This is a genomic window from uncultured Polaribacter sp., from assembly GCF_947497695.1.
Classification (GTDB): domain Bacteria; phylum Bacteroidota; class Bacteroidia; order Flavobacteriales; family Flavobacteriaceae; genus Polaribacter.
The window spans coordinates 267,568-290,172 of sequence record NZ_CANMHM010000003.1 but is presented as its reverse complement, the minus strand read 5'-3'; the positions used below and the strand labels follow the sequence as shown (position 1 = coordinate 290,172).

The 22,605-nt window shown below is 28.6% G+C and carries 21 protein-coding genes; 17 read left to right on the top strand and 4 right to left on the bottom strand.

The window, feature by feature from the left end; translation table 11 throughout:
* Window positions 1-3: 3 nt before the first annotated feature.
* Together Q0731_RS05595 and Q0731_RS05590 are read right to left on the bottom strand one after the other, a co-directional pair.
* Complete coding sequence (locus Q0731_RS05595) at window positions 4-801, bottom strand: RNA methyltransferase (RefSeq protein ID WP_299061031.1); 798 nt, start codon at window positions 799-801, stop codon at window positions 4-6.
* Window positions 802-858: 57 nt separating this feature from the next.
* Window positions 859-1,953, bottom strand: coding sequence for a DUF3810 domain-containing protein (locus tag Q0731_RS05590; RefSeq protein WP_299061029.1), 1,095 nt, complete (start codon window positions 1,951-1,953; stop codon window positions 859-861).
* 211 nt (window positions 1,954-2,164) lie between these two features.
* On the opposite strand from Q0731_RS05590, the gene dnaB reads away from it, so the two are divergent.
* The 6 genes from dnaB (at window position 2,165) to bshA (ending at window position 8,203) form a co-directional block, all read left to right on the top strand.
* Window positions 2,165-3,676 carry a replicative DNA helicase gene (gene dnaB, locus Q0731_RS05585; RefSeq protein ID WP_299061026.1) on the top strand — a complete coding sequence of 504 codons (1,512 nt, stop codon included), beginning with the start codon at window positions 2,165-2,167 and terminating at the stop codon, window positions 3,674-3,676.
* Between the two features lie 214 nt (window positions 3,677-3,890).
* Window positions 3,891-4,145 (top strand): DUF6364 family protein, encoded by a 255-nt coding sequence (locus Q0731_RS05580; protein ID WP_299061023.1) that lies wholly within the window; start codon window positions 3,891-3,893, stop codon window positions 4,143-4,145.
* The gene (locus Q0731_RS05575; protein ID WP_299061020.1) at window positions 4,146-4,571 is read left to right on the top strand and encodes a PIN domain-containing protein; all 426 of its coding nucleotides are present in this window, start codon (window positions 4,146-4,148) and stop codon (window positions 4,569-4,571) included. It abuts the gene before it with no gap.
* Window positions 4,572-4,650: 79 nt separating this feature from the next.
* Entirely contained in the window at window positions 4,651-5,835 is a 1,185-nt protein-coding gene (locus Q0731_RS05570) for an asparagine synthetase B (protein ID WP_299061335.1), read from the top strand.
* Window positions 5,836-6,032: 197 nt separating this feature from the next.
* The gene (locus Q0731_RS05565; RefSeq protein ID WP_299061017.1) at window positions 6,033-6,878 is read left to right on the top strand and encodes a transketolase; all 846 of its coding nucleotides are present in this window, start codon (window positions 6,033-6,035) and stop codon (window positions 6,876-6,878) included.
* A 188-nt stretch (window positions 6,879-7,066) separates the two neighbouring features.
* Window positions 7,067-8,203 carry an N-acetyl-alpha-D-glucosaminyl L-malate synthase BshA gene (gene bshA, locus Q0731_RS05560; RefSeq protein WP_299061015.1) on the top strand — a complete coding sequence of 379 codons (1,137 nt, stop codon included), beginning with the start codon at window positions 7,067-7,069 and terminating at the stop codon, window positions 8,201-8,203.
* 64 nt (window positions 8,204-8,267) lie between these two features.
* Here bshA and Q0731_RS05555 read toward each other — a convergent pair whose 3' ends face one another.
* Window positions 8,268-8,903: a DUF937 domain-containing protein gene (locus tag Q0731_RS05555; RefSeq protein ID WP_299061012.1), complete on the bottom strand. Its 636-nt coding sequence runs from the start codon at window positions 8,901-8,903 to the stop codon at window positions 8,268-8,270.
* Window positions 8,904-9,191: 288 nt separating this feature from the next.
* On the opposite strand from Q0731_RS05555, the gene Q0731_RS05550 reads away from it, so the two are divergent.
* The 3 genes from Q0731_RS05550 (at window position 9,192) to Q0731_RS05540 (ending at window position 12,394) form a co-directional block, all read left to right on the top strand.
* Entirely contained in the window at window positions 9,192-9,518 is a 327-nt protein-coding gene (locus Q0731_RS05550; protein ID WP_299061009.1) for a hypothetical protein, read from the top strand.
* A gap of 152 nt (window positions 9,519-9,670) precedes the next feature.
* On the top strand, window positions 9,671-10,945 hold the full coding sequence (glyA, locus tag Q0731_RS05545; RefSeq protein ID WP_299061006.1) for a serine hydroxymethyltransferase: 1,275 nt from the start codon (window positions 9,671-9,673) through the stop codon (window positions 10,943-10,945).
* 279 nt (window positions 10,946-11,224) lie between these two features.
* Window positions 11,225-12,394, top strand: a complete 1,170-nt coding sequence (locus Q0731_RS05540; RefSeq protein WP_299061004.1) for a hypothetical protein — start codon at window positions 11,225-11,227, stop codon at window positions 12,392-12,394.
* Between the two features lie 769 nt (window positions 12,395-13,163).
* On the opposite strand, the gene Q0731_RS05535 is transcribed toward Q0731_RS05540, so the two are convergent.
* The gene (locus Q0731_RS05535) at window positions 13,164-13,976 is read right to left on the bottom strand and encodes an RDD family protein (RefSeq protein ID WP_299061002.1); all 813 of its coding nucleotides are present in this window, start codon (window positions 13,974-13,976) and stop codon (window positions 13,164-13,166) included.
* Window positions 13,977-13,998: 22 nt separating this feature from the next.
* Here Q0731_RS05535 and Q0731_RS05530 point away from each other — a divergent pair, with 22 nt between their 5' ends.
* The 8 genes from Q0731_RS05530 to Q0731_RS05495 all read left to right on the top strand — a co-directional run bounded on the left by Q0731_RS05530 (window position 13,999) and on the right by Q0731_RS05495 (window position 22,598).
* Window positions 13,999-14,964 (top strand): stage II sporulation protein M, encoded by a 966-nt coding sequence (locus Q0731_RS05530; protein ID WP_299061332.1) that lies wholly within the window; start codon window positions 13,999-14,001, stop codon window positions 14,962-14,964.
* A complete protein-coding gene (locus Q0731_RS05525; RefSeq protein WP_299061001.1) occupies window positions 14,961-15,683 on the top strand; it encodes a DUF4129 domain-containing protein in 723 nt (240 codons plus the stop codon). Before Q0731_RS05530 ends, Q0731_RS05525 begins: the two co-directional genes overlap by 4 nt.
* Window positions 15,683-16,891, top strand: a complete 1,209-nt coding sequence (locus tag Q0731_RS05520) for a DUF4350 domain-containing protein (protein WP_299061000.1) — start codon at window positions 15,683-15,685, stop codon at window positions 16,889-16,891. The genes Q0731_RS05525 and Q0731_RS05520 overlap by 1 nt, the downstream gene beginning before the upstream one ends.
* A gap of 3 nt (window positions 16,892-16,894) precedes the next feature.
* Window positions 16,895-17,899: a MoxR family ATPase gene (locus Q0731_RS05515; protein ID WP_299060998.1), complete on the top strand. Its 1,005-nt coding sequence runs from the start codon at window positions 16,895-16,897 to the stop codon at window positions 17,897-17,899.
* Between the two features lie 1,059 nt (window positions 17,900-18,958).
* Window positions 18,959-20,293, top strand: a complete 1,335-nt coding sequence (locus Q0731_RS05510; protein ID WP_299060996.1) for a DUF58 domain-containing protein — start codon at window positions 18,959-18,961, stop codon at window positions 20,291-20,293.
* A gap of 49 nt (window positions 20,294-20,342) precedes the next feature.
* Window positions 20,343-20,735: a DUF805 domain-containing protein gene (locus tag Q0731_RS05505; protein ID WP_299060993.1), complete on the top strand. Its 393-nt coding sequence runs from the start codon at window positions 20,343-20,345 to the stop codon at window positions 20,733-20,735.
* 41 nt (window positions 20,736-20,776) lie between these two features.
* Window positions 20,777-21,199, top strand: coding sequence for a DUF805 domain-containing protein (locus Q0731_RS05500; RefSeq protein WP_299060990.1), 423 nt, complete (start codon window positions 20,777-20,779; stop codon window positions 21,197-21,199).
* A gap of 268 nt (window positions 21,200-21,467) precedes the next feature.
* Complete coding sequence (locus tag Q0731_RS05495; RefSeq protein ID WP_299060987.1) at window positions 21,468-22,598, top strand: TlpA disulfide reductase family protein; 1,131 nt, start codon at window positions 21,468-21,470, stop codon at window positions 22,596-22,598.
* Window positions 22,599-22,605 lie beyond the last annotated feature (7 nt).

Sequence of the window (22,605 nt, the reverse complement as noted above, 5' to 3'; positions counted from 1 at the left end):
TTTTTATATTTTAAACCCTCTTTGTCTTTTTGCTTCAAATAAAATAATTGCAGCAGATACAGAAACATTCATAGAGTCTATTTGTCCTTGCATAGGGATGTTTATATTTTGTGTGGCAGCTTCTCTCCAAATTTCAGTTAAACCAGTTGCTTCTGTACCTACTACAATTGCCGTACTTTGTAAATAGTTTTCTTTATAATATTCATTAGAATTTTGCAAAGTTGCAGCATATATATTGATGCTCTTTTCTTGTAAAAAAGCAATAATTTCTTCGGATGTTCCTACTGCCACTTGATTGGTAAAAACACAACCTACACTAGATCTAATAATGTTAGCATTGTATAAATCACTTTTAGGGTTGGCTATAAAAACAGCATCTACATTTGCAGCATCTGCAGTTCTTAAAAGAGCACCAATGTTTCCTGGTTTTTCTACACTTTCAGCAATTAAAATTAATGGATGTTCGTTCTTAAAATTAATGTTTTTTAAAGAGAAATCTTTCGATTTTACCAATGCTAATATTCCTTCTGTAGAATCTCTATAAGCTAATTTTTGATACACTTCTTTTGAAATGATTGTTCTATTTACATTTTCATTAAAAAGATGTAAAATTTCATTTTCTGAGATTAAATCAGGATCAAATAGAATGGTGTCAAACTCATAATTAGACGAAATAGCTAAAGATATTTCACGTTTTCCTTCAATAATAAATAAACCCTGTTTTTTTCGTTCACGAGATTTTTCTTGCAGTTTTAACAAGTTTTTTATGTACGAATTGTGAATGCTTGTTATTTCTTTCATCAGCACAAAGATACCTAAATTATAGGTCTTCCTTAAAATGTGAAACCAATTACTTTATCAATTTATTATAGTTATTTTTTTCTGATAAGAAGCCTCAAAATAACTAATTAATAAATTGACCACGTAATTATAAGATTGCACACCTTTGTCTTGTTTATTTGCTTTTAAATAAGCATTGTATCCTTTTTTGACTAAAGGCTCAAAAGGATTTTTGTACTGTTGCCAAAACTCATAACTTGCATTAAAATCTTTCTTAATTCCCTTATGTACAATTTTCCAAAGTTCTTTAGACAAAGTGTTATCTCGTTTTCTTAATTCGCCAATACAATAGGCAAATGCCATTCTATAACTAGCGTATTTAAAGTATACATTACCATTATAATTAGCCGCTAAAAAGCCTACGAAATTGGCTTCATTTTCTGCTGCAAAACCAATTTGATGTGCCATTTCATGACAGGTTGTTGTTGGATAGCCTGTTTTAGGAATTTTATCATTTACATGTGCTTCTCCTGTTAATGGATTTAAATATCCAGAAGTTCCGTTATACGTTTGTAACAAACTCATTAAAGAGCTTTTTACAGAGGGAAACTGATAGTTTAGTTGAGGAAAATCTTTGGCTAAATTGGCATAACCAGAAATGGCCATTTTATACATTTCCTTTTGATGATAAGGATTCTTAACTTTTAAAGTATCATTTTTAGTGATTCTTAGCTGATATATATTTAGTCTTTTTACAATAAGCTTACTCACTTTATAAAGTTGTGCTGTTGTATATTCTTGCTGATGATATTGTAAGTTTTTTGCCAAAGGCTCTCTGTAGTAATTTAATCCCCAGAAAAGATAAAAACAAAAATAAATAACCGATAAAATAGCTGTAAAATGAATAATTTTAGGAATAAAACTTCTAAATCGATTTTTTATCAAACGGAACAAAAAACGAATCAACAGCAACAATCCAAAAGCCAATAATACATCTCCTATTGAAAAGGGAATCCATCCCAAAATAATTCTAAAAAAAGCAGAAATCGAAGGATAAATTCCATTAGAATAATAACGTTCTATAAATTCAGGGTTTTTTGCTGCTAATTTTAACAGTAAAAACTGAACTGGCAATAAAATGGCTAAAACAAGATGTTTTTTATTTATAATCAAAGAATCAAAGGAATTAAAAGGTTCAATTATTTACGTAAAAATAGTTAAAATAAGTTTTTATTAATTTCACTACGTGGATAAAAATAACATTTCATTTTTTAAATTGACTGGTTATTAACAAGATAATAACATTTTTGTTTACAAATTTTGTTTACAAATTAAAGTGAAATTTTAGAAAATATTTTCAACCTAAAAAAGTACATTTGTGATCATGGAAAAAACGACTCCTGTAGTAGGAAAAAAGATAGATAAATCAAGATTAATTAATCTTGAAAAAGGGAAGATTCCCCCTCAAGCAGTAGAGTTAGAGGAAGCTGTGTTGGGTGCAATGATGATTGATAAAAAAGGAATTGATGATGTAATAGACGTCTTAAGTTCTGATGCTTTTTACGATCAAAAACACCAAGAAATTTATGGAACAATTTATCAATTATTTCAAAATTCTGAACCTATAGATCTTTTAACAGTATCTAACTTGTTAAAAAAGAATGGCAAATTAGAATTTGTTGGTGGCGATTTTGCTTTGATTCGTTTAACTCAAAAAGTAGCTTCTTCTGCACACATTGAGTTCCATGCCAGAATTATATTACAAAAATTTATTCAACGCAAATTAATTTCTATTTCTAGTGAAATTATTGAAAATGCGTATGATGAAAGTACAGACGTTTTTGAATTATTAGATGACGCTGAAGCAAAACTTTTTGAAGTTACGCAAGGAAACTTAAAGAAAAGTTCTGAAGCTGCAGGGTCTTTAGTAAAACAAGCCTTAAAAAAGATACAAGAGATTGGTAATCAAGAAGGTATGTCTGGTTTGGCAACAGGTTTCACCAAATTAGATGCTTTAACTTCTGGGTGGCAACCCAGTGATTTAGTGATTATTGCAGCAAGGCCAGGTATGGGAAAAACTGCATTTGTAATTTCGATGGCTAAAAATATGGCAATCGACTTTAATCATGGGGTTGCAGTGTTTTCTTTAGAGATGTCTTCTGTTCAGTTAATTACACGTATGATTTCTTCAGAAACGGGTTTAACTTCAGAAAAACTTAGAAAAGGAAATTTAGAAGCACATGAATGGGAACAATTAAACGTAAAAGTAAAACGTTTGTCTGATGCACCTATTTTTATTGATGATACTCCTTCTTTATCTGTGTTTGATTTGCGTGCAAAAGCTCGTAGATTGGTTTCACAACATGGGGTTAAAATTATTGTAATTGATTACTTGCAATTAATGACTGCTGGAGGAAAAGCAGGAGGAAATCGTGAACAAGAAATTTCTATGATTTCTAGAAACTTAAAAGCTTTAGCAAAAGAATTAGAAGTGCCTGTGATTGCACTTTCTCAACTATCTAGAGCTGTAGAAACACGTGGAGGCTCTAAAAGACCTTTATTATCTGATTTACGTGAATCTGGTGCCATTGAGCAAGATGCAGATATTGTGAGTTTTATTTTTAGACCAGAATATTATGGAATGACAGAATGGGATGATGATGAACATACGCCTTGTGAGGGACAAGGGGAATTTATTGTTGCCAAACATAGAAATGGTGGTTTAGATAATATTCGTTTAAAATTTACTGGGCATTTAGCAAAATTCTCAGATTTAGAAGAGGGCTTTAGTTCAGAATTTCAGTCTTCTATGAACGAGGAGTTTCCAGAAGATCCATTTGCTGGTCAAGGAGGTATTGATCCAAAAGATGCTTTTGGTGATGATGTGCCTTTTTAGACGATAATCGACATTATTTCAATAAAATAACTAACTACAAATACACAATTACTTTTAGTAATTGTGTATTCTGGTTTCATAAATATAATTAGAAAAATGCATATTTACCTTTTCTAGAATATAGATAAAAAATAAAGGAAGTTTTTGAAAATGGATACTTTAGTTTTAACTAATACGTAATAATTTATTATATTTGTACGTATAGTTATTTATTATGGATTCTAAACTCACATTAAAATTAGATACTGCTGTTATTGAACAGGCAAAAGCGTATGCTAAAAAAAATCAAATAAGTTTATCTCGTTTGATAGAGGGCTATTTGGCAACACTAACTCAAAAAAAGAAAAATACTTCTAAAGAAATTGAGATTACTCCGTTTGTAAAGAGTTTAAGTGGTTCTATAAAATTGCCAGAAGATTTTGATGAAGACAAAGCTAAATTTGACTATTTAATGGAAAAATATAAATAATTGAAAAATATATTTATAGATACAAATGTTATAATAGATTTTATAACTCAGAGAAAGCCTTTTGATATTGAGGCTAATAAAATATTTTCTTTAGCTGATAATAAAATAATATTTCTACAAACTAGTTCTTTGTCGTTAGCAAACGCTTACTATATTTTTTCAAAGTCTAAACTTAAAAATGATAAAGAATTAAGAAAAATTTTCATCAATTTAAGAACTTTAATTGATATTACTCCCATTACAAGTACTATTATTGACAGAAGTTTAATAGACGAATTGTTTTCTGATTTTGAGGATGGTCTACAATATTTTGCTGCTTTAAAAAGCAATTGTGATTGTATCATTACTAGAAACTTAAAACATTTTAAAAATTCTAAAATTTCAGTTTTTTCTCCTGAAAGATTCATAAAAGAAATTAATTTTTAGCAAATTGAAAAAAATCCTATCAATACTCACATTCCTACTCATTTCAAACTCAATTTGGGCATCTTTTATTTATGTACCTATGAGTCATGATAATCAGAAAAACCATTTAAAAGCTTATGGAATTGTCTACTTTTCATTAGAAGCAGGTTTAAAATCTAAATGGTTATTAAATTACGATGGTGGTGCGTTTTTAATAGAAAATAATAAAATTGTAGAAAACGAATGTAAAATTCGTGGTGTTTCTTATCAAGTAATTTCAGATGCAAAAGCACAACTTATTTTAGAAGAAATTGCCGCTCCATCTTCTAATCAAGATGCAGTTACCTTAGAAAAAGCACCCAAAATAGCAGTCTATTCTCCTAAAGATAAAATGCCTTGGGATGATGCTGTTACTATGGTATTAACGTATGCAGAAATTCCTTTTGATGTTGTTTATGATGCAGAAGTATTGGCAGATAAATTGCTGTTATATGAATGGTTGCATTTACATCATGAAGATTTTACAGGACAATATGGTAAGTTTTACGCCTCTTTTAAAACAACTCCTTGGTATATTGATGGAAAAAAAAGAGCAGAAAAATTAGCAAAAGAATTAGGATATTCTAAAGTATCACAACAAAAATTAGCGGTTGCTAAAAAAATTAGAGATTATGTAATTGGTGGGGGGTTTATGTTTGCCATGTGTTCTGCAACCGATAGTTTTGATATTGCATTGTCTGCAGAAGGTGTAGATATTGCAGAAGCCATGTTTGATGGTGATGGATCAGAAGTAAACTATCAATCTAAAATAAATTATAATAAAACATTCGCTTTTAAAGACTATCAGTTAGTTAGAAGTCCAACAACGTATGAGTTTTCTTCTATTGATATGACAAGCAAACGTAAAATACCTAAAACTTCCGATTATTTTTCACTCGTTGAGTTTTCTGCAAAATGGGATCCTGTACCAACCATGTTAACTCAAAATCATACCGTTTTAGTAAAAGGTTTTATGGGACAAACCACTTCTTTTGATAGAAACACCGTAAAAACAAATGTATTAGTTTTAGGTGAAAATAAAGTAAACAGCGAAGCTCGTTACATTCATGGAACCAAAGGAAAAGGAATGTTTACTTTTTATGGTGGTCATGATCCAGAAGATTACACACATAGAGTAGGAGACCCAAAAACGGAATTAGATTTACACCCAACATCACCAGGTTATCGTTTAATTTTAAACAATGTGTTGTTTCCTGCAGCAAAGAAAAAGAAGAAAAAGACGTAAATCAGATTGTTGTGAATACTAGTTTATACGTTTATTTGTTTACAAAAAAGTATGTTTTAAGCTTTTAAATCCACAAATCTAAAATTATATAAACGAATAACCCGATAAACGAATAAACCCTTTACACAAATAAACCTTTTTAACTGCATAAAAATCCAATCTCTTTTGTATTTTTGCCTCCAAATTAAAATAATACAATGTCAACAACACAAAAATTACAAGATTTTACGCAACAAGTTCGTAGAGATATATTAAGAATGGTACACAAAGTAAATTCTGGTCACCCAGGAGGCTCTTTAGGATGTGCAGAATTTATTACGTGTTTGTATCAAGAAGTAATGAGTTATTCAACAGATTTTAACATGGATGGAAATAATGAAGATTTATTTTTCCTTTCAAACGGACATATTTCTCCTGTTTTTTATAGTGTTTTAGCTCATAGTGGATTTTTTCCTGTTGAAGAATTAAACACATTTAGATTGTTAGATTCTCGTTTACAAGGGCACCCAACAACACATGAAGGGTTGCCAGGTGTTAGAATTGCTTCTGGTTCTTTAGGTCAGGGCTTGTCTGTTGCTTTAGGAGCTGCACAAGCTAAAAAGCTAAATGGAGACAATAAAATAGTATATACTTTACATGGTGATGGTGAGTTGCAAGAAGGTCAAAACTGGGAAGCAATAATGTATGCATCAGCAAAAAAAGTGGATAATTTAATTGCTACTATCGATTTAAATGGAAAGCAAATTGATGGTTCTACAGATGAAGTTTTAGCAATGGGAAGCATCAAAGCTAAATTTGAAGCTTTTGGTTGGGACGTTTTAGAAGTAGAAAAAGGAAACGATATTGAAGCAATTTTAGCTGGTTTAGCAAAAGCAAAATCTATGACTGGTAAAGGTAAACCAGTTTGTATTTTACTATATACAGAAATGGGAAATGGTGTAGATTTTATGATGCATACTCATGCTTGGCATGGTAAAGCACCTAATGACGACCAATTAGAAAATGCATTATCTCAAAACCCAGTAACTTTAGGTGATTATTAATCTCACCTAATTTCTTTAAATTATAAAATATTTACGGAATAGTTTTCTTAAAATATCAGTAAAAAAAGAGTTTTTCTTCATAGAAAAACTCTTTTTTTATGAGTTCATTTTGATTGGTTTGTAAGATTAACTTTATATTTACAACCAAAGATATATTTGTTTTAATTCTTAAACTCTTTTTAATATATATGAAAATAGGCATTGTTTGTTATCCAACATTTGGAGGAAGTGGAGTAGTAGCAACAGAATTAGGAATGGCTTTGGCAGATAAAGGGCATGAAGTGCATTTTATTACCTATAATCAACCAGTTCGTTTAGATTTTTTATCACATAATTTACATTTTCACGAAGTACTTTTAGAAGAATACCCTCTTTTTCAATACCAACCTTATGAGTTGGCTTTGTCTAGTAAAATGGTAGAAGTTGTAGAAAAACATCAACTAGAAGTATTACATGTGCATTATGCAATTCCTCATGCTTATGCAGCTTATATGGCCAAACAAATGCTAAAAGAAAAAGGCATTGCTGTAAAAGTTGTAACCACTTTACATGGTACAGATATTACGTTGGTTGGTAGCCATCCAACCTATAAAACTGCAGTAGAATTTAGCATTAATAATTCTGATGTAGTTACTGCTGTTTCAAACGATTTAAAGAAAACTACAAACAGACTTTTTAATATTAAAAATGATATTGAAGTAATTTATAATTTTATTGATACAAATAAGTATGATAAATCACATCAACAAAAATGCAATAGAATAGCAATAGCAAAACCTAACGAAAAAATTTTAACCCATATTAGTAATTTTAGACCTGTTAAAAGGGTAGAAGATGTAATTAAAATTTTTTACAAAGTACATAAAGATATTCCTTGTAAATTATTAATGATAGGAGAGGGACCAGAAAGAGCTAAAGCAGAAAATTTGGCAAATAAATTAAAAATTAATGATGATATTTTGTTTTTAGGGAATAGCTTAGAGGTAGCAAAAGTACTTTGTTATACAGATATTTTTTTATTGCCTTCACAAACCGAAAGTTTTGGTTTAGCTGCTTTAGAAGCAATGGCTGCAAAAACAGCGGTAATTTCTTCAAATACAGGTGGGTTGCCAGAAGTAAATATTGATGGAGTTACAGGTTATTTAAGTGATGTTGGAGATGTTGATCAAATGGCAAAAAATGCAATTTCTATTTTAAAAGATGATCAAGTTTTAGAAACTTTTAAAAATAATGCTAGAGAACATACCAAAAAATTTTCTTTAGAAAACATACTTCCTGTTTATGAAGACATCTATAAATCTTGTTATAAGAGTAAAGTTCAATAATAAAAAAGCTCATACAAATAAATGTCTGAGCTTTTTTTTAATCTATAATTTAATAGAGCTGTTTTTATTTTCCAAAAAGACCACCTAACAAACCACCAAGTCCGCCAGATTTTTTACCACCTCCTAAAACCATTCCAGCAACATCATCTACAATGCTACCATCTCCATCAGCATCTAAAATTTTCTCTAAAAAACTTTGTTCATTTGCTGTATTGCTTCCACCTAACATTCCGCCTAATAAACCTCCTAATCCATTAGAATCAGTAACATTACTTTCGCGAGATTGTTTTCCTAAAACCCCCATTAATAAAGGAGCAGCAACTTTTAAAATATTACCAACAGAACCAGCATCTAAACCAGATTTCTGACCAATAACTTGCTCTACACCTTGTTGTTTACTTCCTAAAATATGACCTAAAATACCTGCTCCTTCTTGTTTAGCAGATTCATCAACTCCACCACCAAAAAAACCACCAAGGTTGTCTAAAATACTACCATCATGTTTGCCAGATAAAGCACCCATTAATCCTGCAGCACCTTCTGGTGTAGCAGCATTTCTTTCCATTGCTTTCATTAATACTGGCAATGCCATTGTTAAAACGCTACTTGTTTTGCTAGAATCGTTTCCTGTAGAACCAGAAACTCCCGAAATAATTTGTTTGCCTAAATCACTGTTTAAGATGTCTAAAATACCTGCCATTTTTATGTGTTTAATAATTAATATAAATAGTTAAAAATATGACCCAATATACAAATAATGTCACAGTATTTTTATTTTCTCAGTTTAAAAAAATCAAATTATAAAATAAAGAACTTGTAGCATATTATTAATCATAAAACTTTAATAATAATTATCCGTTTTTGTATCACAGTCAATTTATAACTTCCATCAAAAAAACATCCATAATTATACATAAAAGTTGGCTTGTTTTTGGGTAAAATGAAAATTAATAGTAACTTGTTTAATAAAAAAATCAAACTATTTATAATGGACAGTAATTGGACAAAAGAAGAGTTTAAGGCTTATGTATTATTATACGCTGCACAAAGTAACTATATAGAAACAGCTACTGAAAGCGACTATATTTTATCAAAAGTAAATGAAAAAACTTTTAATCGTATTCATACAGAAATTGTGCATGATAATGATTATCAATCTATGGAAAAAATTAAAGAGTATTTAACTGAAAATAAGTATTCTGTAGTTGATAAAGAACAGCTATTAAAAGATATTAAAAATGTTTTTTTTGCAGATGGTTCTGTAGATATTTTAGAACGAAATGTATTCATCTTTTTGAAGAAAATTATAGGGTAGTTAATAAATTTTAAAATTAGTTTGTTTGTCAAAATAAGAATACTTAACCCTTAAAAATGCAAAAATAACAAAAATTGATAAAATTTCTTTAAAACTTGTTTTTATCAAATAGGTTTTCATTATTTTTGATACTTCTTAAAAACATAACAACAATGCAATTAGATAATCAGATTTTTGACCTTATTCAGGAAGAAAAAGAAAGACAATTAAATGGTTTAGAATTAATCGCTTCAGAAAACTTTGTAAGTGATGAAGTGATGAAAGCTCAAGGTTCTATTTTAACTAATAAATATGCTGAAGGATATCCTGGTAAAAGATATTATGGAGGTTGTGAAATAGTTGATGTAATAGAGCAAATTGCAATAGACAGAGCCAAAGAATTATTTGGTGCAGCTTATGTAAACGTACAGCCACATTCTGGCTCTCAGGCAAATACAGCTGTATTTTTTGCATGTTTAAACCCTGGAGATACTATTTTAGGTTTTGATTTATCTCATGGAGGTCATTTAACTCATGGGTCTTCTGTAAATTTTTCTGGTAAATTATACAAACCAACTTTTTATGGTGTAGAAAAAGAAACCGGTGTTTTAAATTATGATAAAATTCAAGAAACAGCAACCAAAGAGCAGCCTAAATTAATTATTGCTGGTGCTTCTGCATACTCTAGAGATATTGATTTTAAACGTTTTAGAGAAATTGCAGATTCTGTTGGTGCTATTTTAATGGCAGATATTTCTCATCCTTCTGGTATGATTGCTAAAGGAATTTTAAACGATCCATTGCCTCATTGTCATATTGTAACTTCTACAACACATAAAACATTACGTGGTCCTAGAGGAGGAATTATTATGATGGGACAAGATTTTGACAATCCTTTTGGTTTGACTTTAAAAAATGGAAAGCCTAAAAAAATGTCAATGCTATTAAATTCTGCTGTTTTCCCAGGAAATCAAGGAGGACCATTAGAGCATGTAATTGCTGCAAAGGCTGTTGCTTTTAAAGAAGCTTTAACAGATGAGTTTTTAGAATACCAATTGCAAGTAAAAGCAAATGCTGCAGAAATGGCAAAGCTTTTTATTGAGAAAGGTTATAACATTATTTCTGGTGGTACAGACAACCATTGTATGTTAATTGATTTGCGTAATAAAAACATTTCTGGTAAAGATGCAGAAATTGCTTTAGGTAAAGCAGATATAACTGTAAATAAAAATATGGTGCCTTTTGATGATAAAAGTCCATTTGTAACTTCTGGAATTCGTATTGGTGTGTCTGCTGTAACAACCCGTGGTTTAGAAGAACAAGACATGTTGGCTGTTGTTAATTTTATTGATGAAGCAATACAACATGCAGATAATGATGAAGCTTTACATAAAATAGGTGAACGTGTTGCTCATATGATGAGTGCAAGAAGATTATTTGTTATGTAAATTACCTAGTGATTTTAGGCATTCCACTTTTGTGGATTTAATTATAAAAAAAAGCATCAAGTTAATTCTTGATGCTTTTTTTGTAAACACAACATAAAAGCTTTAGAAACTCCGATTTTCTTTTATTTTTTTCTTTTAAAACCTTTCTTAAAAAATGTAATGAAACCGAATTTATGAAGTTCAAGAATTCCTATAAAAAACAATAAAAGAGTTGATAAATATACTGAGCTTAAAGATGAATTAATTGCATCTTCAGGATTAGGTTATATATTACAATCTTTGTGGCTTACAGATTCTAATTTAAGAAAAGAAGGTGTAATTAAATCATTAGAACTTTTAATTAAAGCAGATCAAGATGTTAAACGTTTATCATCTACATTACCAATCTTTAAAAATTTAAGAGATGCAGATATTGCATTAATGAATTTCTTTTGGTTTTTCAATCATTTTAATTCAAAAACTCTTGAAGACACCTTAAAATTAGCATTTGACGATTTAAGTCAAGAATTAGACAAAATTGAGAATACTGGTTTGCCAAGTGACATAGTTAATCTAAAATATAAACTTTTCTGTATAGGAGCAACACTATCTTCTGATAAATTTGATAAAAATGACAAATTAGATTTATTTTATTCTAGGAAAAACACTTTATCAAACCCAATATTTGCATTATTATTTGACAATGGTCTTGATATAATAGACCCTAAAAATAAAAATGAATTAAAGAGTAGATACAAATTAAAAAACCGTCTTCAAAAAATGCAAAAGGGTATTAGGTATTATCTTGAAAATGGTGTTGATGTTACAAGATTTACTAGTTTAGAGACAATTAAACCTATAAAAGATGTAGAGATATATACTGAAGGAAAAACGGATGCTGTTTATCTTATGCAAGCTTTTAAAGCCTTGACAGGAAATACTGAACCATATTGGAATGTTGAATCATGTGAAATTAAAACAAAAAAAGAAGGAGGAGGAACACATGAATTAGCTAAAACATTAAATGGAATAGCTGAAGAAATGGATAATGGAAAGTATCAAAATAAAACAATTTTAGGTATATTTGATAATGATGCTTCAGGTTTTCAAGAGTTTAATGGTTTTAAAAGTGAGGATTTTGAAATTTTTAAAGCGGGTGTTGCAAAAAAGCATAAAACAAAAAACATTTATGCTATAATTCTACCAATCCCAAATGAATTATCTAAATACAATAAAGACAAACAAGAATTTAAATTTTTTGAAATTGAGCATTATTTTGAAAAAGAGTTTTTGGAAGAAAATAAAATGTTAACTAAATTAGAAATTGATGGTGTATATGAAATAACTGGAAATAAAGCCAATTTTGCAGATAAAATTAAAAAAATTAATGAGCCTCAAGTATTTAAAAGATTTGAAAACATTTTCTTTGTTTTTGATGAAATAAATAAAAAAGAGATTGTTTATTTTTAGTGTTCGACCTAATATAATTTTGGCAAAACAATAGGAGAGTAGAACGTAATATTTTAGACTACATAAATATAATTATCCTGTGGATGATTGTATTTGTGTATAAACTTATACTAAAATATTAATTAAAAAAAAATTTAACTAAAAATGTACTTTGGGTACATTTTCTTAAAGCTAAAAAGCCTAAATATAGAGAAACGAGCCGTAATTTTTTCCAAAATTATATGTGTTTCTTGATTTTTTTGTTTAGCTCACGCGTTTATATTTGTTGGTGTTCGTGAATCTCCTAAAAAAGTCGATTTCTTTTTTCATCAAGGAAAAAAAGAAAATAAAGAAAGATTAATAGTAACGATATTATTATCTATTTAACATAATATTAAAAGTACTAAACAAAAGAAGGTTCAATAATAGTTCCAAATAGAACAAGTGCATAGAATTTTATTTTTACTTACTTTTTTAATTAGTTCTTAAGATTTTAAAGGAGTTCTTGAATCTCGTAAAAACTCGATATTTATTTGTATGTTCCAAACTTTATAGGATATTTTACATAATAGAGAATTATTGCTATCAAATACAATCTAGAAGTTAATTAGCCGTAATTTCTTTTAACATAATATCTGACGATATAAACCTAAAGGTGTTATATCTGATATTATGTGTAAATAGCCGTAAAAACGGCTATACAGAAATTATTATACAAATGTACTATAATTTATATTATGTTAAATAGGATTTTTGAAAAGACACCAATACAAAACTAGTTAACTTACACTTACATATTCTGTGTATAAAAATTATAATCTTTTAAAACAACATCTATAAACTCTTTGTCAGTTTTATGAACAGATTTAATTTCAGTAACCTCTATTATTTTAGAACTTAGTTTAATCAATGTTTTATCATCATTAAATTTAGTAGCAGATTGAAACGTATCTTTAATAATACGCGCATCATTATCAGACAATTTAATTACATTTGGATATGTTGGCACATATTGATTTGAAATATTTTCTATAATAGTTTCAGAAAATTGTACATCGTCCTTTCTACTAATCACTACTGTATTGGCAATAATATCTCCAAAACGTTGATTATTCTTTGTAAATAGTATCAATAAAAAACCAATCATTTTTCCGAAGAAAAAAAGCAAGAAAAATAAAACATTCTCATTACCTAAACCTAAAGAAGAAACATAAACAACGAGTAACATAAACAGGTTAAAATCTACTACTCTTAAAAACCATCGCATTACAAAATCTGTGGTAGAGGGTTTAAAACCTTCACTATTAATTACTTTTAACTGCATTATTTTTTTACCAACTGTTTGTCCGTCTAACAACAACTCAGTATACAAAGAATAAAATGATACGGGTAAAAAAATAAGGATATCTATTGCTTTTATAGACCAAGTATCGCCATCAAAAGCAGTTTCAAAGGTTTTAAAATCTAAAAATTTAATAGCAAAATAAATGTAAGCAAACTTTAGTATATTATCTAAGCCAAATGCAAAAAGTCTTTGCCCAACGTTGGCTAGCGTAAAATTAATATTTACATTTTGTGCAGTTTTTATTTGGAGTCTTTTCATGCAATGGTTAAATTCGCTCTATATGAGAGAGGTCGCTTTTATAAAGCAAAATAAAGAAAAATGGCTCGAATTTGAACAAGGTTTTTCAAATAAAGAGAAAAAAAGTCCTGATGACCTAGCCAATTTGCATATAAAAATCATGAATGATTTGGTATATGCACAAACCTACTACCCAAAAAGCAAGGTAACAAAATACTTAAATAAGCTTGCAAAAGCTAGTTTTGATAAGGTCTACCACTCAAAAAGGCGTAATAAAAATGTGCTTTTATATTTCTTTTTTGATAAAGTGCCACTACTCTCCTATCAATACAGAAAATATATTTATTTATCGTTTATCATTTTTTTTGCGTGCTTTTTTATAGGCTTATTATCTACTTTTAATGATGCATCTTTTGCACGACAAATTTTAGGAAACAGTTATATAGATCAAACTTTAGAAAATATAGAAAGTGGTGATGCCATGGCAATTTATAAAAGTGGCAGCAATTGGGGCAGTTTTATTGGTATTTATGATAACAACCAACGTGTTGGCTTAAAAATGTTTTTATCGGGTTTATTTGTGGGTATTGGCACAGGTTTTTATGTGGTGTATAATGCTATTATGGTAGCCGTTTTTCAAGCTTTCTTTTATCAGAATAACAGTTTTTTTGATAGTGTTAAAGGAATTTGGATTCATGGAACCTATGAAATTTTTAGCATGATTATAGAAGCTGCTGCAGGCTATATTATTGGAGCAAGCATGCTTTTTCCTGGAGCCTATAAACGTTTTGAATCTTTTAAACGCGGAATGAAACATGCGTTTTACATTTTTATGAGTACCATACCTTTTACACTTTTAGCAGCTATTTTAGAAGGTTATATCACTAGATATTCTAATACATTGCCTACTATTATTTGTTTTGCAATTATTATTTTTAGTCTGGCATCAATCAGTTATTATTATTTAATTCTTCCTTTTAAGGTGGCAAACAAACACAATTTACGTTGATAAAAAAAAGGCTTTTTTTACTTTTAATTTGTTTTGTTGCTATTGTTTTTGGGCAGGTAAAAACGCATCAAATTACTTTTTCTGGTTCAAACAACTTTCAATATGCAAAGTCTATTGATCATGAAGAAAAAAGAGCTTTTGAAGAAGATTTAAAAGAAAAGTATGCTGATAAAGACTTTATATATACTGAAGAAGAGGAAAAAGAGGAAGAAGAAACAAAAGAACCATTCCAAATAAATACCGCTTTTTTAGAAGCATTTGTGTTATTTATGACTAAAATATTCCCTTTTATTTTAGGCGGAATTATTATTTTTATCATTCTTAAAACTTTTTTAGGGATGGATGTTCATTTCTGGAACTTTAAAAAATCAAAAAACAAAATCGCAGAAAAGTTAGTCTATCAAGATGAAGATATTCATGAAACAGATATTGAAGGTTTGTTACAAAATGCCCTCAACAATAAAGCATACAGATTGGCAATTCGTTACTATTATTTATCAGTTTTAAAAACGCTTTCTAACCAAAAACTAATTGAGTATCATAAAGATAAAACCAATTCAGAATACCTTTTTGAAATTGAAGATACAGCAACAAGAACTGCGTTTGCTTACCTTTCTTATGTGTATTCTTATGTTTGGTATGGAGATTTCCCTATTGATGAAACCAACTTTAAATTGGCAGAAAAAAAGTATCAATCTTTTAAAAACGATTTAAAATAATGGGATTGCAACAATTTAAAATATATGCTCCTCTCCTGCTCTTGCTCGTTTTATCAAGCTGTAATAAAACAGATTGGGTTGAAAATTATAAAGAAAAAGAGAAATCTCCGTTTGGAAATTATATCATTTATAATGAAGGTAAAACTCTTTTTAAAAATAACAATGTTACTTTATTAAAACAGAATATCTACGATTATTTGATGGCTAATGATGATATAGATAGCATTGAAAAACAAAACTATATCTGTATAAAACATGCTGCAAATAAACTTACAAATGAGGGAGTTACAGAACTTTTAAACTTTGTTGCTAAGGGAAATAACGCTTTATTAGCCTTTAATTTTTTTAAAGATAGTTTGCAAACTTCCTTAAAATTTAAGTTAGATTCTCTAGACCAAAATGTGTATGCAGTAAAAGATTTAAAAAAGTTAAAAGGGACTTTTAGGTTAGAAAATAACCTTTTTTCTACTACTTCTTTTACTTTTGATAGAAATATCCGCAAAAATTACTTTTTAGAATATAATAAAAAGACAACTACTGTTTTAGGAAATGTTGAAATTAATGGCAAAAAACATCCTAATTTTATTAAGATTTTTTATGGTAAAGGTGCTTTCTTTTTACATACCCAACCTGTTGCTTTTACCAACTATTTTTTATTAAATGGTAACGAACAATATGCTGCAAATGTATTTTCATATCTACCAAATAATGATCTTATTTGGGATCCACAGATAAAATCGAGTATTTATTCTGATAAAAAAGAGGACAATACTTCTGTATTTAAATTCTTTTTAGAACACAAAACCTTAACATGGTTTTTAGTGATTTCTTTAATAGGATTATTATTATTTATGATTTTTAATGCTCGCAGAAAACAAAGACCAATTCCTATCATTAATCCTTTAAAAAATACAACAGTCGCATTTACACAAACCATTGCCAATTTGTATTTAAAAGAACAAAATCATAAGAATTTGGTTGATAAAAAAACGGCTTATTTCTTAGAGAAAGTTAGGGTAAATTATTTGTTAAATACTAACAATTTAAATGCCGATTTTATAGAAAAATTAGCGGCAAAATCTGGAAACGAACTACAAAAGACAAAATATTTAATTCATACAATTATTACTTTAAATAAACGAACAGAATGTTCTGAAGAAGAATTAGTTGGATTGCATAAAATGATAGAAAATTTCTTAAATAAATAAGCGATGGAAATACCAAATAATGAACAACCACAAGAAAATTTAGAGTTTAAAAACAGACTCAATTTATCTGAATTACAAGCCAGTGTTATCAACATAAAAAAAGAGCTACAAAAAGTAATTGTGGGTCAAAAAGACATGATGGATTTATTGATTGTTGCACTTCTTGCAGATGGTCATGTTTTAATTGAAGGCGTTCCTGGAGTTGCAAAAACAATCACCGCAAAATTATTAGCAAAAACTATTGAGGTTGGCTTTAGTAGAATACAATTTACACCAGATTTAATGCCGTCTGATATTTTAGGAACTTCTGTTTTTAATGTAAAAACATCTGAATTTGAGTTTAAAAAAGGGCCTATTTTTTCTAGTATGATTTTAATTGATGAAATTAACAGAGCACCTGCAAAAACACAAGCTGCTTTGTTTGAAGTGATGGAAGAAAAGCAAATTACAATTGACGGACAAACCTTTAAAATGGATGAACCTTTTGTAGTTTTAGCAACACAAAACCCAATTGAACAAGAAGGAACGTACAGATTACCAGAAGCACAATTAGACCGTTTTTTATTCAAAATAAACGTAGAATACCCAAATGCTGATGAAGAACTAGAGATTTTGTTAAAAGAACAGGCTTTAGAAAACAAAACAAAAGCAAGTAAAATAGCAACCGTTATTTCAGGAGCTAAAATTATGGAGTTTAGAAACTTAATCAGTCAAATTAAAATTGAAGAAAATTTACTAAAATACATTGCCAATATTGTAGTAAATACTAGATCTAATTCGTTTTTGTATTTAGGTGCTTCTCCAAGAGCAAGTATTGCAATTCTTGTTGCATCCAAAGCTTTTGCAGCTATTGAAGGTCGAGATTTTGTTACGCCAGAAGATATAAAAAGAGCTACAATACCTGTTTTAGAACACAGAGTAATTGTAACACCAGAAAGAGAAATGGAAGGTTTAACAAGCAAACAAATTATAGCGCAAATTATTGAGGCAGTTGAAATACCAAGGTAAAAAAAACGTTATTTCGATGTATTTTTGTCATTTCGACTTCAGGAGAAATCACATAACAGTGAGAACGAACTGTGAACTACTTTATGCGATTTCTCCCAAAAGGTCGAAATGACAAAACATAAGAAAAACGGTTTATTTGTCATTCCTGCGAAAGCAGGAATCCATAAGTGAGCTAGAAAAAACAGAAAAAGTCTTCGATAAGCTCAGACTGACATTTGTGAAATGAATTGAAATTCTGATTTTAATATTTTAAATATGAAATATTAATTTAAAAAAACCAATGTCACACTGAGCTTGTCGAAGTGAACACATTAAAGTATTTATTAGATATTAAAAGTTAAAAAACATGTTTTTAGATATAATTTTTTAACAATTTGTAAACATATATGCTTAAAAATAAGTTAGTTTAGATTCCTGCCTTCGCAGGAATGACAAAACAGAAAAAGTCTTCGACAAGCTCAGACTGACATTTGTGAAATGAATTGAAATTCTGATTTTAATATTTTAAATATGAAATATTAATTAAAAAAAACAATGTCACACTGAGCTTGTCGAAGTGAAAACATTAAAGTATTAGATATTAAAAGTAAAAAAAATATGCTTTTAGATATAATTTTTAGCAATTTCTAAACATATATGCTTAAAAATAAGTTAGTTTAAATTTTTGCTTTTCATAGGAATGACAATACAGAAAAAACACAATTAAACGATTAAACAAACACGATTTGTTTGTCATTCCTGCGAAAGCAGGAATCCATAAGTGAGCTAGAAAAAACAGAAAAAGTCTTCGACAAGCTCAGACTGACATTAGTGAAATGAATTGAAATTCTGATTTTAATATTTTAAATATGAAATATTAATTAAAAAAAACAATGTCACACTGAGCTTGTCGAAGTGAAAACATTAAAGTATTAGATATTAAAAGTAAAAAAAATATGCTTTTAGCAATTTGTAAACAGATATGCTTAAAAATAAGTTAGTTTAGATTCCTGCCTTTGCAAGAATGACAGATAATAAAAGACAATTACACAAATAAACAGTTAAACAATTACACATTTTTTGAAACACTTCTACAACACATTATTTTTAAACAACCGATTTTTCTATTACTTAGGAAGTATTGCACTGCTTTTTGTGGTTGGTTTTTTTATTCCTGTTTTTTTTGAAATTTCTAAAGTGTTGCTTTTTATTTTGATTGTTTTGGTTTTGGTAGATGTTTTTATACTCTACAACACCAAAAAAGCAATTACTGTCAATAGATATTTACCAGAAAGATTATCTAATGGAGATGCAAATAAAATTTCCATGCAATTAAAGAGTTTGTATGGTTTTAATGCACATCTTTCTATTATAGAAGAAATTCCGTTTCAGTTTCAAAAGAGAGATTTTATATTTGACATCATTTTATCTACCAAAGAAGAAAAAACCATTCATTATAATTTAACTCCAACAGAAAGAGGTGTTTATTTATTTGGTAATATCAATATATATGCATCTTCTCCCTTGCAATTAGCAACAAAAAAGTATGTTTTAGGACAAGAAAAAGAAATTAAATGTTATCCATCCTTTTTAAAATTAAGAGAATTCGATTTTAAAGCTTTTAATAATGATGCTATTTCTTATGGAACCAAAAAAGTAAGAAGAATCGGACATTCTTTAGAGTTTGAGCAAATTAAAGAATATGTTTCTGGCGATGATATTCGTTCTTTAAACTGGAAAGCAACTGCTAAGAGAAATCAGTTAATGATCAATCAATATGTAGAAGAAAAATCACAACCTGTGTATGCTATTATCGATAAAGGACGTGCTATGCAAATGCATTTTAATAATTTAAGTCTGTTAGATTATGCTATTAACGCTACTTTGGCAATTAGCAATGTCATCCTAAGAAAACAAGACAAAGCAGGCATGCTATCTTTTTCAACAAAGTTAGAAGACTGGGTAGTTGCAGAACAAAGAAACTCGCAAATAAGTTTAATTTCAGAAGCATTACACAATATAAAAACAGATTTTTCAGAATCTGATTTTAGCACTTTATATGCCGTTGTAAAACGTAAAATAACACAAAGAAGTTTGTTAATTTTATACACAAATTTTGAAACAATGGATGGTTTAAAAAGGCAGCTCCCTTATTTAAGAGCGTTGGCAAAAAACCATTTAGTATTGGTTGTTTTTTTTAAAAACACTGAATTAGAAGCATTAACCAATTCAAAAAATAATGATATTTTAAGTGTTTATGACAGTATTATTGCTGAAAAGTTTCTGTATGAAAAGAAAAGCATTGTAAAAGAATTAAAAAAATACGGAATACAATCTGTATTAACAAAGCCTGAAAACTTAACAGGCGATACCATTAACAAGTATTTAGAATTAAAATCAAGAGGACTTTTTTAATTATTAACCTATATTTGTTTCTAATCAATTAACTAAAAACAGTAAAAATATGAATTGGTATTTAAAAGTATTAAGAGAACATTATTTAGACTTTAACGGCAGAGCAAGACGTCAAGAATTTTGGATGTTTACCCTGATAAATACAATAATTTCTTATGCTTTATCTGGTTTAGATTGGGTTTTTGGGTTGACTGTTTTTAGCATGATTTCATTGATCTATTCTTTATTAGTTGTGATTCCTGGAATTGCAGTTTGTGTAAGAAGATTGCATGATGTTGGTAAAAGTGGTTGGTATTATTTATTAATATTGATACCAATTATTGGTTGGATTTGGTTGATTGTTTTATTTGCTACAGAAGGTGAGCATAAACCAAACCAATGGGGAGAAAACCCAAAAGGAATTGGCAATGATTCTGCCATCAGTCAAATAGGTAAAGAATAATTAATTACATTAGCTACTTATTAACTAAAAACAGTAAAAATATGAATTGGTATTTAAAAGTATTAAAAGAACATTACGCAGATTTTAATGGCAGAGCAAGACGTAAAGAATATTGGATGTTTACTCTTTTTCATATAATTATTATCATAGCAATAATGTTGTTATCATTTGTTTTATTAGGAGGAGAAAATTATAATAATGAAGAACCAAATCCTTTTGTATTTATTGGGTTAGGTATTTACATATTAGCAACTTTTATACCATCACTTGCATTATCTGTTAGAAGGTTACATGATGTAGGAAAAAGTGGCTGGTTTTATTTAATTACTTTAATACCTTATATAGGAGGACTTATATTATTTGTTTTTGCTTGTAAAGATTCTGAAAATGGTGCCAATAAATGGGGAGAAAACCCAAAAGGAATTGGTAACAATGAAGCCATTAATGAAATTGGTAGAGAATAGCATTTACAGCATATAAAATATTGAGAAGGTTACTGAAAAGTAGCCTTTTTTTTATGGATTTATTATAATAGAAGATATTGGTGTTTTTTAAGTTTTTACTTTTAACAGTTATAACAATATATCTTAAACAAAAAAATAGACGAATTAAATTAAATATTTCATCAAAAAGTTAAGTAAGAAAGGGAATTTTACTACAATTATAAGGCAATAATTAGTGTTATTACGTCCCGTTTTTTTTTATATATTTACAAACTTTAAAATTATTTTTATGTACAAAATATTGATTGCTCTAAGTATTGGGTTAATTCTTTTAAGCTCTTGTAATTCAGAGAATAAAAAAAATACTGATGTTGAATCATTTACAATTAATGGTCATGTTTCAAACTCAAATTCTTCAACAATCTATTTATTAGATAGCAATAACGTAAAAATAGATTCTTCTGAGGTTGTAGAAAATAGCTTTCTTATAAAAGGTAATTTAGCAACTCCTAAAATGTACAACCTTCAATTAAAAGATCAAAAAAAAACACACGCTATCGTATTGGAAAACAGTTTGTATAATGTTTTTGTAAATGATGAAATGCTAACAATTTCTGGAGGGATTTTAAACGCTAAACAAGTTCGTTTTAATTCTTTAAAAGATCAATTAAACTCTAAAAAATTAGTTTTGGTTGATGCCTTTGTGTTAGGTAAAATTACTTCTAATGTATTAAAGAAATCTATTCAAAAATTAAATACGCAACAAAAGAAACTGGCTACCAATTATTTAATAGACAACGCAGATAACATTCTGTCTACTAGCCTATTTTCATCAACAAATAATTATAGCTTAAAGGAACTTAACAATATTAAAAGTAATTCTAAAATTGCAGATAATAGTCCTTTCATAGTTCTTTTAGACAAAGAAATTACTAAAATTAAAAGTAAACCTGTAGTTGCTATAAAACCTGTTGTTGAAGTAAAAAAGGTTGCCAAAGTTAAAAAAGTGGAAAGAAAAGCTGCAATTCTTTTTTCTGGAGATGGTTTAAATAATGATTTAGTTTCTTTAAAAGAAATTATTAAAGGAAAAAAAATCACTTTAGTAGACTTCTGGGCAAGTTGGTGCACTCCTTGTAGAGAAGCGACTCCTAAAATTAGGCAATTATACAAGAAATACAAAAACAAAGGCTTTACAGTAGTTACCGTTTCTGAAGATAAGAATAAGGAAGACTGGAAAACTGGTATTGAACAAGATAATATGTTAGATTGGCATCATATTTTTGATGATTATGGTAGAATTTCTTCAATGCATGGAGTTCGTGCAATTCCTTATATGATTTTAATAGACGGTGAAGGTAAAATTATCAAAGAAAAAGCATCTTTATATGAGTTAGAGCGTCTTCTAATCAACTTGAAGTAATTGTTGT

Excerpts from the sequence above, each read along its gene's own strand:
- Q0731_RS05520 (WP_299061000.1), top strand. The coding sequence starts at position 15,683 with ATGGGATTGCAACAATTTAAAATATATGCTCCTCTCCTGCTCTTGCTC.
- Q0731_RS05505 (WP_299060993.1), top strand. The coding sequence starts at position 20,343 with ATGAATTGGTATTTAAAAGTATTAAGAGAACATTATTTAGACTTTAAC.
- Q0731_RS05535 (WP_299061002.1), bottom strand. The coding sequence starts at position 13,976 with ATGAAAAGACTCCAAATAAAAACTGCACAAAATGTAAATATTAATTTT.
- bshA (WP_299061015.1), top strand. The coding sequence starts at position 7,067 with ATGAAAATAGGCATTGTTTGTTATCCAACATTTGGAGGAAGTGGAGTA.
- Q0731_RS05570 (WP_299061335.1), top strand. The coding sequence starts at position 4,651 with ATGAGTCATGATAATCAGAAAAACCATTTAAAAGCTTATGGAATTGTC.
- dnaB (WP_299061026.1), top strand. The coding sequence starts at position 2,165 with ATGGAAAAAACGACTCCTGTAGTAGGAAAAAAGATAGATAAATCAAGA.
- Q0731_RS05530 (WP_299061332.1), top strand. The coding sequence starts at position 13,999 with ATGAGAGAGGTCGCTTTTATAAAGCAAAATAAAGAAAAATGGCTCGAA.
- Q0731_RS05565 (WP_299061017.1), top strand. The coding sequence starts at position 6,033 with ATGTCAACAACACAAAAATTACAAGATTTTACGCAACAAGTTCGTAGA.
- Q0731_RS05500 (WP_299060990.1), top strand. The coding sequence starts at position 20,777 with ATGAATTGGTATTTAAAAGTATTAAAAGAACATTACGCAGATTTTAAT.
- Q0731_RS05495 (WP_299060987.1), top strand. The coding sequence starts at position 21,468 with ATGTACAAAATATTGATTGCTCTAAGTATTGGGTTAATTCTTTTAAGC.
- Q0731_RS05550 (WP_299061009.1), top strand. The coding sequence starts at position 9,192 with ATGGACAGTAATTGGACAAAAGAAGAGTTTAAGGCTTATGTATTATTA.
- glyA (WP_299061006.1), top strand. The coding sequence starts at position 9,671 with ATGCAATTAGATAATCAGATTTTTGACCTTATTCAGGAAGAAAAAGAA.
- Q0731_RS05580 (WP_299061023.1), top strand. The coding sequence starts at position 3,891 with ATGGATTCTAAACTCACATTAAAATTAGATACTGCTGTTATTGAACAG.
- Q0731_RS05555 (WP_299061012.1), bottom strand. The coding sequence starts at position 8,903 with ATGGCAGGTATTTTAGACATCTTAAACAGTGATTTAGGCAAACAAATT.
- Q0731_RS05595 (WP_299061031.1), bottom strand. The coding sequence starts at position 801 with ATGAAAGAAATAACAAGCATTCACAATTCGTACATAAAAAACTTGTTA.
- Q0731_RS05515 (WP_299060998.1), top strand. The coding sequence starts at position 16,895 with ATGGAAATACCAAATAATGAACAACCACAAGAAAATTTAGAGTTTAAA.